This window comes from Pandoraea soli (assembly GCF_902459595.1).
Classification (GTDB): Bacteria; Pseudomonadota; Gammaproteobacteria; order Burkholderiales; family Burkholderiaceae; genus Pandoraea; species Pandoraea cepalis.
In genome coordinates this window covers 34,162-46,824 of record NZ_CABPSG010000005.1, presented here as the reverse complement: position 1 = coordinate 46,824, position 12,663 = coordinate 34,162, and the positions used below count along the sequence as shown (strand labels likewise).

Genomic DNA, 12,663 nt, shown 5'->3' with positions numbered 1-12,663 from the left:
GTCGGTGCCGTCATCGAATTTCGCCGCCTGCATGAAGCCCTTCAAGATTCCCGAATCCGTGCTCGTCGTGATCTATACGCCGGCGCTCGACGTTCTGCTCATCGAGCGTGCCGACGCCGAGAACTTCTGGCAGTCGGTCACCGGCAGCAAGGACCAGCTCGACGAACCGCTGCTCGAGACGGCCGTGCGCGAAGTCTTCGAGGAAACCGGTATTCGCGTGGCAAACGGAACCCCGGTGCCCGCCGCTGCCCTGACCGATTGGCAGCACGAAATTCAGTACAACATCTATCCGCGTTGGGCCCATCGCTATGCACCGGGCGTGACGCGCAATACGGAACACTGGTTCGGCTTGTGCGTGCCGCAGAACACCGCCGTGACGCTCTCGCCGCGCGAGCATGTCGCCTACGCCTGGCTGCCGTGGGAGGCGGCCGCCGCGCGCTGTTTCTCACCATCGAACGGCGATGCCATCCGGCAGTTGCCGTTGCGCGTGCGCTAGCCGCGGCATCGCGTACCGATGAGCAAGTACCTGCCGTTCTCCCGCGATAACGATCTGACACTGCTCTATCTCGGTCAGCGCTACTTCACAGCCCTCATCGCCGCCATCGACGGCGCCACCCGCGACGTGGCGCTCGAGACGTATATCTTCGAAGCCGACGAGGCGGGGCAGCAGGTCGCCGCCGCGCTGCAACGCGCCGCGCAACGCGGCGTTACGGTACGCGTCATTCTCGACGGCATCGGCACGAGCCGCCGACTGCCGTTTCTCGCCGACTGGCGCGAGAGCGGCGTGGCGTATCGCATCTACAATCCGCGGCTGTTCGGCAAGTTCGGTTTCTCGCGCACGCACCGCAAGCTGGCCATCGTCGATCACGCGGTGGCATTCGTCGGCGGCATCAACATCATCGACGACGACAACGCCGGTGGCGACACGCGCATGGACGATCCGCGCTGGGACTTCGCCGTGCAATGCCGCGGTCCCATCGTCGCCGACATCTCCATCGCGTTTCACATTCAATGGTTGCGGGTCGCGCCGGGGTATCTGGGGACGCCGTTCCGTCATCGGCGTCGCGGGCAACGTGGGCGTCTGCACGCCCCTTACGCCGGTCAGGCAGCCTTCGTGGCACGCGATAACCTGCACAATCGTCGCGCGGTCGAAAAGGCGTACCTGATGGCGCTGGGGCGCGCGCGCCACGAAGTTTGGCTCGCGAATCCGTATTTCGTGCCCGGCCGCCGACTGCGACGTGCTCTGACGCAGGCGGCCAAACGCGGCGTGGCGGTGCATCTGCTGATCGGGCGCAACGAGTTCCGACTGCTCGACGCCGCGGTGCCCTGGCTTTACGCCAAGTTGCTCGATGCCGGCGTGCGCATCGGCGAGTACGACGTGCGTCAACTGCATGGCAAGGTGGCGGTCGTCGACGACGTATGGGCGACGGTCGGCTCCTCCAATCTGGATGCGCTGTCGCTGTTCCTGAATCACGAAGCCAATGTGGTGGTGCTCGACGATCCGTTGGTCATCGAACTGCGCGACCATATCCGCCAAGCCTTCGGCGAGGCGCGTCTCATCGACCCCGACCGCTATGGCGCTCGCTCGCGCTGGCGGCGCTTTCGCCAGTGGACGGCGTATCGCCTCTATCGCCTGACGATGCGGCTTCTCACGCGCGGCAGATACGACTGACTTTGCCCGGATTCCGACGGATTTTCCGCCGTTGCTCATTGCCCTCGGCCCCGTGCCGACGCCGCCAAACCCCGCCCTTCGACGGTTACCGATTAGGTATTCCGATCTAATAAATTCCTTGTCCACCCATGGGCGTCCCTCAATAATAGGACGGCCGTTCGATTTTTTGGTTAGCATCGGAGAACGGATAACCAAAGCGATGCCAAACACATGCGAAAGGGTGAACAGACACGAGCCGCCATCCTGAATGCCGCGCTGGAACTTGCGGGGCGCGATGGACTTGAGGGGCTGACGATCGGCTTGCTGGCCGATCGTATGCAGATGAGCAAAAGCGGCGTTTTCGCGCACTTCGGTTCGCGCGAAGACTTGCAGATTGAAGTGCTGCGTGAATATCACCGGCGTTTCGAGGCTGAGGTGTTCGCCCCTGGCATGGATGCGCCGCGCGGCTTGCCGCGACTCAGGGCGCTGGTGGATCGCTGGATGGACAAGCGCATTCGCGAGGTGACGACGGGCTGTATCTATATCAGCGGTGCCGTCGAGTACGACGATCGCGCGGCCAGCCCGGTGCGCGAGGCCTTGATGAAGAGCGTGCGGTTGTGGCGATCGGCCCTGCTGCGTGCGATTACGCAGGCCAAGGAGGAGGGGCATCTGCGTGCGGACACCGATCCGCGTCTGATGCTTTTTGAAATGTACAGCCTGACGCTGGGCCTGCATCACGACGCGCGGTTCCTTCGGGAGCCGGGGGCGGTCGAGATGACCCGGGTGGCGCTGGAAAAACTGATTTCGTCTTATCAGCGCGGGTGAGGCGTGAGCCGTCCGCGATTCAATTCGATTTGTTCGGAGGAGTAGGTCATGGGACAGTACAACGCGCCGCTGCGCGACATGCAATTCGTTCTGCACGAGCTGCTGGGCGTGGAAAACGAATTGAAGGCATTGCCGAAACACGCGGACATCGATGCCGACACCATCAACCAGGTGCTCGAAGAGGCTGGCAAGTTCTGCAGCGAAGTCGTCTTCCCGCTGAACCAGGTGGGCGATCGCGAGGGCTGCAAGTACGAAGGCGATGGCGTCGTCACGACGCCGACCGGCTTCAAGCAGGCCTATCAGCAATACGTCGAGGCCGGCTGGCCCTCGCTGGCGTGCGACCCCGCGTTCGGAGGCCAAGGGCTGCCGCAGGTGGTCAACAACGCCCTGTATGAAATGCTCAATTCCGCCAACCAGGCTTGGACGATGTATCCCGGCCTGTCGCACGGCGCTTACGAGTGCCTGCATGCGCATGGCACGCCCGAGCAGCAATCCACCTATCTGCCGAAGATCGTATCGGGCGAATGGACCGGTACGATGTGCCTGACCGAGCCGCACTGCGGCACCGACCTGGGCATGCTGCGTACGAAGGCCGAGCCGAATGGCGACGGCTCGTACGCCATCTCCGGCACCAAGATCTTCATCTCCGCCGGCGAGCACGACATGGCCGCCAACATCGTCCACCTTGTGCTGGCGCGCCTGCCGGATGCGCCGCCGGGAACGAAGGGTATCTCGCTGTTCGTCGTGCCGAAGTTCATCCCCGACGCGAATGGCGCACCGGGTGAGCGCAACGGCATCAAGTGCGGCTCGATCGAGCACAAGATGGGCATTCACGGCAATGCCACCTGCGTGATGAACCTCGACGGCGCGCGCGGCTGGCTCGTTGGCGAACCGAACAAGGGCCTGAATGCCATGTTCGTGATGATGAACGCCGCGCGTCAGGGCGTGGGCATGCAGGGCATGGGCCTGACGGAAGTCGCTTACCAGAACTCGCTGGTGTACGCGAAGGAGCGCATTCAGATGCGCTCGCTCACCGGCCCGAAGGCGCCGGACAAGCCGGCGGATCCGATCATCGTGCATCCGGACGTGCGCCGCATGCTGCTCACGCAGAAAGCCTATGTGGAAGGCGGTCGCGCGTTCTCATACTGGACCGCGCTGCACATCGACAAGGAACTGTCGCACGGTGACGAAGCCGAGCGTCGTGAGGCGGCGGATCTGGTCGCGCTGCTTACGCCGATCATCAAGGCCTTCCTGACCGACAACGCGTTCGAGTGCACCAACCATGCGATGCAGATTTACGGCGGCCACGGCTTCATCTCCGAGTGGGGCATGGAGCAGTATGTGCGCGACGCTCGCATCAACATGATCTACGAGGGCACGAACTCGATTCAGGCGCTCGACCTGCTGGGCCGCAAGGTGCTCGGCGACATGGGGGCGAAGCTCAAGAAGTTCGGCAAGCTCGTGCAGGACTTCGTCGAGGCCGAAGGCACGAAGGAAGAAATGCAGGAGTTCGTCAATCCCCTTGCGGACATCGGCGATAAGGTGCAGAAGCTGACGATGGAAATCGGCATGAAGGCCATGGCCAATCCAGACGAAGTGGGCGCCGCCTCGGTGCCGTATCAGCGTGTGGTCGGCCATCTCGTGTTCGCGTACTTCTGGGCACGCATGGCGCGCATTGCGCTTGACAAGCAAGGCAGCGGCGACAAGTTCTACGAATCGAAACTCGCCACGGCGCGTTTCTATTTCGCCAAGTTGCTGCCGGAGACCGCGTCGCAAATCCGCATGGCCCGTGCCGGTGCGAAGACGCTGATGGAAGTCGACGTCGACCTGTTCTGAGATCGGAGGAGATCACCGTGAGCCAAACCAACAAACCCCTGGTCGTACGCAAGGTCGCTGTGCTGGGCGCCGGCGTGATGGGTGCGCAGATCGCTGCGCACCTCGTCAATGCGAAAGTGCCCGTCGTGCTGTTCGATCTGCCGGCCAAGGAAGGCCCGAAGAACGGCATTGTCCTGCGTGCCATCGACAGCCTGAAGAAGCTGAGCCCCGCGCCGTTCGCCGACAAGGCCGACGCGCAATACATCGAAGCGGCGAATTACGAGGACGACCTTGCCACCCTCGCCGGCTGCGACGTGGTGATCGAAGCGATCGCCGAGCGCATGGACTGGAAGCACGACCTGTACAAGAAGGTCGCGCCGCATCTGGCCAAGCACGCGATCTTCGCGTCGAACACGTCGGGTCTGTCGATCACCGAACTCTCGGAAGGCTTCGATGCCGATCTGAAGTCGCGCTTCTGCGGCGTGCACTTCTTCAATCCCCCGCGCTATATGCATCTGGTCGAATTGATCCCGACCGCCACCACGGCGCCGGAGATTCTCGACCAACTCGAAACGTTCCTCACGTCCACGCTCGGCAAGGGCGTGGTGCGCGCGAAGGATACGCCGAACTTCATCGCCAACCGCGTGGGCGTGTTCTCGATTCTGGCGGTGTTCGCCGAAGCGCAGAAGTATGGCATTCCGTTCGATGTGGTCGATGACCTGACCGGCAGCAAGCTGGGTCGTGCCAAGTCGGCCACGTTCCGCACGGCCGACGTGGTTGGCCTGGACACGATGGCGCACGTCATCAAGACGATGCAGGACGGCCTCAAGGACGACCCGTTCGCCGCGACGTATGCCACGCCGCCCGTGCTCAAGGCACTCGTAGAAAAGGGCGCACTGGGTCAGAAGACGGGCGCGGGTTTCTACAAAAAGGAAGGCAAGGTCATCAAGGTGCTCGACCCGCAATCGGGCGAGTATGTCGAGTCGGGCAAGAAGGCCGACGAGATGGTTGTGCGCATTCTGAAGAAGGCCCCGGCAGAGCGTCTGCGTCTGCTGCGCGAATCGACGAACCCGCAGGCACAGTTCCTGTGGGCTGTGTTCCGCGACGTGTTCCACTACATCGGCGTGTATCTCGAACAGATCGCCGACAACGCGCGTGAAGTCGACTTCGCGATTCGCTGGGGCTTCGGCTGGAGCACCGGTCCGTTCGAGGACTGGCAGGCTGCGGGTTGGAAGGACATCGCGCAGTGGGTGCAGGAAGACATCGACGCGGGCAAGGCGCTCTCGAACGCCCCGTTACCCCAGTGGGTGACGAGCGGCAAGGTGGCCGAAGCGGGTGGGGTTCACACGGCGGCGGGCTCGTATGCCCCGGCCAAGAACGCCTTTGTGCCGCGCAGCACGCTGCCGGTGTATCAGCGTCAGGTGTTCCCCGCATCGCTCGTGGGTGACGCCAGCGCCGACCCGCGCCAGTTCGGCAAGACCATTGAAGAGAACGACGCCGTGCGCCTGTGGGTCGACGAGACCCCGGGGCAGGACGACGTGCTTGTCGTCTCGTTCAAGACGAAGATGAATACCATCGGACCGGCCGTCATCGACGGTCTGACCCGCGCCATCGATCTTGCCGAGCAGCAATATCGCGGTGTGGTCGTGTGGCAGCCGACGTCGCTCAAACTCGGCGCGCCGGGCGGGCCGTTCTCTGCCGGCGCCGATCTGGAAGCCGCCATGCCCGCCTTCATGATGGGCGGCGCGAAGGGCATCGAGCCGTTCATCAAGAAGTTCCAGGACGGCATGATGCGTGTGAAGTACGCGCAGGTGCCGGTCGTCTCGGCCGTCTCCGGCATTGCGCTGGGCGGCGGGTGCGAGCTGTTGCTGCATAGCGCGAAGCGCGTGGCGGCGCTCGAGAGCTACATCGGTCTCGTGGAAGTCGGCGTGGGCCTGGTGCCGGCCGGCGGTGGCCTGAAGGAAGCGGCGATCCGCGCGGCCGACGCCGCGACCGCGGCGGGGAGCGTGCAGTATCTCCAGTTCGTCACCAAGTCGTTCACCAACGCCGCGATGGCAAAGGTCTCGGCCTCGGCGCTCGACGCCCGCGACATGGGCTATCTGAAGCCGACCGACACCATCGTCTACAACGTTCACGAACTGCTGTCGGTCGCCCGCAACGAGGCGCGCGCGTTGGCGGTGGCAGGCTACCGTCCGCCGCTCAAGCCGGCCGGCATTCCGGTGGCGGGCCGCTCGGGGATTTCGACGATCAAGGCGTCGCTCGTGAATATGCGCGACGGCAACTTCATCTCGGCGCACGACTTCCTGATCGCCTCGCGCATTGCCGAAGCCGTGTGCGGCGGCGACGTCGAAGCGGGCAGCCTTGTGGACGAAGCCTGGCTGCTGGCGCTCGAGCGTCGCGCCTTCATCGACCTGCTGGGCACGTCGAAGACCCAGGAACGCATCATGGGCATGCTGCAATCCGGCAAGCCGGTACGCAACTAAGCCGATCGGAGACTGACATGAGCAAACAACTGCAAGACGCCTACATCGTTGCCGCCACGCGCGCGCCGATCGGCAAGGCACCCAAGGGCAGCTACAAGAACACGCGTCCGGACGACCTGCTCGCGACCATTCTCAAGAGCGCGCTCGCACAGGTGCCGGATCTCGATCCGAAGGTCATCGAAGACGCGATCATCGGCTGTGCCATTCCCGAAGCCCAGCAGGGCCTGAACGTGGCGCGTATCGGTGCGCTGCTCTCGGGCCTGCCGAACACGGTGGGCGGGGTGACCGTCAATCGCTTCTGCGCCTCCGGCCTGACGGCGCTCGCCATGGCGGCCGACCGCATTCGTGTGGGCGAAGCCGACGCGATGTTCGCCGGGGGGATTGAGAGCATGAGCATGGTGCCGATGATGGGCAACACGCCGTCGCTCTCGCCGTCGATCTTCGAGCGCGATGAGAACGTGGGCATCGCCTACGGCATGGGGCTGACCGCCGAGAAGGTGGCGCAGCAGTGGGGCGTGACGCGCGACGCGCAGGACGCCTTCGCGCTGGCCTCGCACCAGAAGGCGATCCGGGCGCAACAGGCGGGCGAATTCACGAACGAGATCACGCCGATCGAGATCGTCGAACGCTTCCCGAATCTGGCCACCGGCGAAGTGTCCATCAAGACGCGCACGTTGTCGCTCGACGAAGGCCCGCGTCCGGATACGTCGATCGAAGGGCTGGGAAAACTGCGTCCGGTGTTCGCGAACAAGGGGTCGGTCACGGCCGGCAACAGCTCGCAGACGTCGGATGGCGCCGGCGCGCTGCTCGTCGTGAGCGAGAAGATTCTCAAGCAGTTCAACCTCACGCCGCTCGCCCGTTTCGTGTCGTTCGCCGTGCGCGGCGTGCCGCCTGAGATCATGGGCATCGGTCCGAAGGAAGCGATTCCGGCGGCACTGCGCGCGGCAGGCCTGTCGCAGCAGGACATGGACTGGATCGAACTGAACGAGGCGTTTGCCGCGCAGGCCCTTGCCGTCATCAAGGATCTGGATCTCGATACCCGCAAGGTCAACCCGATGGGCGGCGCGATTGCCCTGGGTCACCCGCTGGGCGCGACCGGCGCAGTTCGTGCGGCAACCGTGGTGCATGCGCTACGCCGTCACAATCTGAAGTACGGGATGGTGACCATGTGCGTGGGGACTGGCATGGGCGCGGCGGGGATTCTCGAGCGCATGTAAGCGGGCGCGTCGTTGACCGTCGGCTGGCAATCGTCAGACCTGCGGCGCACGACGGCCCAGGGCGCCGGGGTGCGGTTTCGCAATAGCGCGATCGCCCCCGGCGTTGTCATCTACGGCGGGCCGTAACCCGGCGTTGCCGGATGCCCGGAACACCCGAGGAGACACACGAGATGGAAGACGTATTGGTGCATCGCCAGGGCGCGGTGCAGGTGCTGACCTTCAACCGCGCGCACAAGAAGAATGCGATTACCGCCGCGATGTATCAGGCAATGGCCGAAGGCATTGCCGAGGCGGAGGCCGATCCGTCGTTGCGCGTGATCCTGATCCAGGGGCAACCGGAGGCCTTTTCGGCGGGCAACGATCTCGAAGACTTCCTGAAAAAACCGCCGAAGGACGAAGACGCCCCCGTGTTCCAGTTCCTGCGTGCGATCAGCCAGGCAACCAAACCGATTGTGGCGGCCGTGGCAGGCAATGCGGTGGGTGTAGGCACGACGCTGCTGCTGCACTGCGATGTGGTGTATGCCACGCAAACCGCACGCTTCTCGCTGCCGTTCTCGCAACTGGCGTTGTGTCCGGAGGCGGCGTCGAGCTGGCTGCTGCCGCGCGTGGCGGGCTATCAGCGTGCCGCGGAGAAGCTGCTTTTCGGCGAGCCGTTCGACGTGAACGAGGCCGTCGCAATGGGCTTCGTCAACCGCGTCGTGCCAGCGGACGAACTGGCCGACTACGCCGCGAAGCGTGCCGCGCAACTCGCGGCCATGCCGGCGGGGTCGCTGCGCGTGACCAAGCAGTTGATGAAGGGCGACAGCGCACAGGCGGTGCAGTCGCGTATTCGCGACGAGGCGCTGGAGTTCGGCAAACGGCTCGTATCTCCGGAAGCGCGTGAGGCGTTCACCGCTTTCTTCGAGAAACGCAAGCCGGACTTCAGTCAGTTTTCGTAACGCTGGCCGTCGCCGGGGAGACTCGGCGGCGCGGCAGATGCATCAGCGCCGCACGCCTCGTTTTGCGAGGCGGCGGCGTTTTTTTCGTCAACGGACGTTCAGCTTGCCGTGTCGAGCTTGGGCAGCGGGCGCGGGCGGCGATCTTCGTCGGTCGCCACGTAGGTGACCATCGCCTCGGTGACCTTGACGATCTCGTGCGACAGGCGCATGCGTTGCGCGTAGGCCTCGACATAGACGGTGATCGACGTATTGCCGGTCTTCACGATCGTTGCGTAAAAGCTCAGCAGGTCGCCCACGAACACGGGTTCCTTGAACAGGAACGAGTTGACGGCGATGGTCGCCACGCGGCCGTTGGCGCGCTGCGCGGCGGGAATCGAGCCGGCAATGTCGACCTGCGACATGATCCAGCCGCCGAATACGTCGCCGTGGGCGTTGGCGTCGGCGGGCATCGGCAGCACGCGCAGCGCCAGTTCTTTTTCTTCGGGCAGGGCCGTGAGGGCAGCGGTCGAGGTACTCATGAGGATCCTTGCGTGAGCCGGAAAGACTGCAAAAGTCGGACACCGCGGGAAAGACGGAGGCGGCACGCCGCCGACGGTCTTTCCTGGGGTTTCCACGGGCGGGAGAGCCGCCCGGCGTCGGCTCAGCATGAGACGCCGGGTTCTGCGAAAATACGCCATCGACGATTTTAGCGGAAAGCCCTCGAACGAGCCGGACGCCGCCCCTCCCCATCATGAGACGTTACTCTTCGGCCGAGCCTGCACCGAGGGCCTCCGACGCCGCTCGCCCCCCCCGCGGCGACTGGCAAGTCATCAAATCGCTGTTGCCGTATCTGCTCGAATTCCGCGGACGCGTCACGCTGGCGCTGTCGTGCCTCGTCATGGCGAAGGTGGCCAACCTCGGCGTGCCCATCATCATGAAGCACATCGTGGACGGGCTCGGCCCCGTGGCGACCTTCTCCGCCACGGCGCGCGCATCGGGCGATGCGAGCCTGATCGTCGTGGGCGGTCTCGGTCTGCTCGTCGTGGCTTACGGGATGGTGCGCCTGTCCACGTCGCTCTTTACCGAACTGCGGGAAATGCTGTTCTCGAAGGTGACGGAAAGCGCCGTGCGGCAAATCGCGCTCAAGGTGTTTCGCCATTTGCACGCGATGTCGCTGCGTTTTCACCTGGAGCGTCAGACGGGCGGCATGAGTCGCGACATCGAGCGCGGCACGCGAGGCATCCAGTCGATGATCTCGTACTCGCTCTACAGCATTCTGCCCACGCTCATCGAAGTGGCGCTCGTGCTCGGCTTCTTCGTCGTGCGCTACGACGCCTTTTACGCCATCGTCACGCTCGTGGCGCTCTCGTTCTACATCGTTTTCACGGTGAAAGTCACGGAGTGGCGCACGCACTTTCGTCGCACGATGAACGAACTCGACTCGAAAGCCAACGCGCGCGCCATCGATTCGCTCATCAACTACGAGACGGTGAAGTATTTCGGCAACGAGGCGTTCGAGACGCAGCGTTACGACGAGAACCTCAAGCGCTATCGTGCGGCGGCGATTCGGTCGCAAAACTCGCTCTCGGTGCTGAACTTCGGACAGCAGGCGATCATCGCAACCGGACTCATCCTGATTCTCTGGCATGCCACCCAAGGCGTGATGAGTGGCCGCATGACGCTCGGCGATCTGGTGCTCGTCAACACCTTCATGCTGCAACTCTACATTCCGCTGAACTTCCTTGGCGTGATCTATCGAGAACTCAAGCAAGCGATGACCGACATGGATCGCATGTTTACGTTGCTCGACGTGAATCGTGAAGTCGCCGATCCGCCGGGCGCGACGGCGCTCGTGTGCCACGGCGGCACCGTGCGTTTCGATCACGTGAATTTCGGTTACGAGGCGTCGCGCCAGATTCTGCACGACGTCGATTTCACCGTGCCGGCAGGCACGACCACGGCCGTCGTCGGACACAGCGGCTCGGGCAAATCGACGCTGTCGCGGCTGCTGTTCCGCTTCTACGATGTCGGCTTCCCCGGCACCGCGGCGGGGCGCATCACCATCGATGGGCAGGACATTCGCGACGTCACGCAGGACTCGCTGCGTGCGGCCATCGGCATCGTGCCGCAGGACACCGTGCTGTTCAACGATACGATTTACTACAACATTGCGTACGGCAATCCGTCGGCGTCGCGCGAGCAGGTCATCGCCGCGGCCCGAGCGGCGCATATCCACGACTTCATCGAGAGCCTGCCCGCCGGCTACGAGTCGATGGTCGGCGAGCGCGGGCTCAAGCTCTCGGGCGGCGAGAAGCAGCGCGTGGCGATTGCGCGCACCATCCTCAAGAATCCGCACATCCTGATTTTCGACGAGGCGACCTCCGCGCTGGACTCGCGCTCCGAACAGGCGATCCAGGCGGAATTGCGCAACATCGCTCGTGAGCGCACGACACTCGTCATCGCGCACCGCCTCTCGACGGTCGTGCACGCCGCGCAGATCATCGTGCTCGATAAGGGCCGCATCGTGGAGCGCGGCACGCACGACGACCTGCTGCGTGCCGAAGGACTCTACGCGCAGATGTGGGCGTTGCAACAGCAGCGTCGCGACGGGGAGGGGGATGCCGAGGCGTCGCACTTTGCCACGGTCGTGTCCTGAGGGGGCGGGGCGACGCGGCCGTCGGGCGGTAGGCAGGGCGGTTGGGCCGTTGGGCGACCGACGTGGGCGCGGGCCTGTCCGTCGGGCGGACGATTGAGTAGACTAGCGCGCTGACATCGCCGACGCGGGAGTGCCACATGGAAATCAAATGGCTCGAGGACTTCGTGTCGCTCGCCAAGACGAACAGTTTCAGTCGTTCGGCCGAGTTGCGCCATGTGACGCAGCCCGCGTTCTCGCGCCGGATTCAGTCGCTCGAAGCGTGGCTCGGCAGTGAACTGATCGACCGATCGAGCTATCCCACGCGCCTCACCGCGGCCGGCGAAGTGTTCTACGAGCAGGCTCTGGCATTGCTCTCGCAAGCGCAGGAGGCGCGCGCCTTGCTGCGCGAGCAGCGCTCGGCCGACCACTCGGTGCTCGATTTCGCCGTGCCGCACACGCTGTCGATGACGTTCTTCCCGCGTTGGCTCAAGGCGCTGGAGAAGCGTCTGGGCCTGCTGCGCAGCCGTTTGCGTGCGCTCAATGTGCACGACGCGGCCATGTCGCTGACCGACGGAGGCTGTGATCTCCTGATGTGCTACTACCATCCGAGCCAGCCGTTGCAACTCGATGCGGCGCGCTACGAGATGATCGTGCTCGGCAGCGAGCGGTTCAGCCCCTACAGCGCTCCGACGCCGCAAAAGCGCGCCCGCTTCAAGCTGCCTGGCACGCCAGACGCGCCGGTGCCCTATCTCGCTTACACGGCGAACGCCTATCTCGGCCGGATGACCGATCTGCTCGCCGGCGATGCGTCGAGCCGGCTGCATCTGGACAAGGTGTACGAGACGGACATGGCCGAGGCGCTCAAGGCGATGGCGCTCGCCGGTCACGGTGTGGCGTTTCTGCCGGAAAGTGCCGTGATCGATTCGGTCGCGCGCGGCGAGTTGGTCGATCTCGCGCCCCCGGGCAAGGCGGCGGCCCCATGGCATCTGGACATGGAGATTCGCCTGTATCGCGACCGTCTGGCCTATACCGATGCCAGCAACCGGCGCGAGCTGACCAAACGCGATGCGGTCGAGGCGTTCTGGCAGGCCGTGCGCGATCAGCTCAAAGGCTGACCGGC

At 64.3% G+C, this 12,663-nt stretch carries 10 protein-coding genes; 9 read left to right on the top strand and 1 reads right to left on the bottom strand.

Annotation, left to right across the window (positions count from 1 at the left end; translation table 11 throughout):
- Positions 1-31 precede the first annotated feature (31 nt).
- From nudB to PSO31014_RS10520, 7 genes are all read left to right on the top strand, one after another.
- Positions 32-496: a dihydroneopterin triphosphate diphosphatase gene (gene nudB / locus PSO31014_RS10550; protein WP_150551583.1), complete on the top strand. Its 465-nt coding sequence runs from the start codon at positions 32-34 to the stop codon at positions 494-496.
- Between the two features lie 18 nt (positions 497-514).
- Positions 515-1,672, top strand: a complete 1,158-nt coding sequence (gene clsB, locus PSO31014_RS10545; RefSeq protein WP_150551582.1) for a cardiolipin synthase ClsB — start codon at positions 515-517, stop codon at positions 1,670-1,672.
- 210 nt (positions 1,673-1,882) lie between these two features.
- Positions 1,883-2,476, top strand: a complete 594-nt coding sequence (locus PSO31014_RS10540; RefSeq protein WP_150551581.1) for a TetR/AcrR family transcriptional regulator — start codon at positions 1,883-1,885, stop codon at positions 2,474-2,476.
- A 48-nt stretch (positions 2,477-2,524) separates the two neighbouring features.
- The gene (locus PSO31014_RS10535) at positions 2,525-4,312 is read left to right on the top strand and encodes an acyl-CoA dehydrogenase C-terminal domain-containing protein (RefSeq protein ID WP_150551580.1); all 1,788 of its coding nucleotides are present in this window, start codon (positions 2,525-2,527) and stop codon (positions 4,310-4,312) included.
- Between the two features lie 17 nt (positions 4,313-4,329).
- The gene (locus PSO31014_RS10530; RefSeq protein WP_150551579.1) at positions 4,330-6,774 is read left to right on the top strand and encodes a 3-hydroxyacyl-CoA dehydrogenase/enoyl-CoA hydratase family protein; all 2,445 of its coding nucleotides are present in this window, start codon (positions 4,330-4,332) and stop codon (positions 6,772-6,774) included.
- A 17-nt stretch (positions 6,775-6,791) separates the two neighbouring features.
- Positions 6,792-7,991 carry an acetyl-CoA C-acyltransferase gene (locus tag PSO31014_RS10525; protein WP_150551578.1) on the top strand — a complete coding sequence of 400 codons (1,200 nt, stop codon included), beginning with the start codon at positions 6,792-6,794 and terminating at the stop codon, positions 7,989-7,991.
- 170 nt (positions 7,992-8,161) lie between these two features.
- Positions 8,162-8,929, top strand: a complete 768-nt coding sequence (locus PSO31014_RS10520) for an enoyl-CoA hydratase (RefSeq protein WP_150551577.1) — start codon at positions 8,162-8,164, stop codon at positions 8,927-8,929.
- Positions 8,930-9,027: 98 nt separating this feature from the next.
- Here the strand turns inward: PSO31014_RS10520 and PSO31014_RS10515 are convergent, their stop codons facing one another.
- On the bottom strand, positions 9,028-9,447 hold the full coding sequence (locus tag PSO31014_RS10515) for an acyl-CoA thioesterase (protein WP_017235634.1): 420 nt from the start codon (positions 9,445-9,447) through the stop codon (positions 9,028-9,030).
- Between the two features lie 212 nt (positions 9,448-9,659).
- Here PSO31014_RS10515 and PSO31014_RS10510 point away from each other — a divergent pair, with 212 nt between their 5' ends.
- Positions 9,660-11,564 carry an ABCB family ABC transporter ATP-binding protein/permease gene (locus PSO31014_RS10510; protein ID WP_150551576.1) on the top strand — a complete coding sequence of 635 codons (1,905 nt, stop codon included), beginning with the start codon at positions 9,660-9,662 and terminating at the stop codon, positions 11,562-11,564.
- 137 nt (positions 11,565-11,701) lie between these two features.
- Positions 11,702-12,658 (top strand): LysR family transcriptional regulator, encoded by a 957-nt coding sequence (locus PSO31014_RS10505; RefSeq protein ID WP_150551575.1) that lies wholly within the window; start codon positions 11,702-11,704, stop codon positions 12,656-12,658.
- The last annotated feature ends 5 nt before the right edge of the window (positions 12,659-12,663 follow it).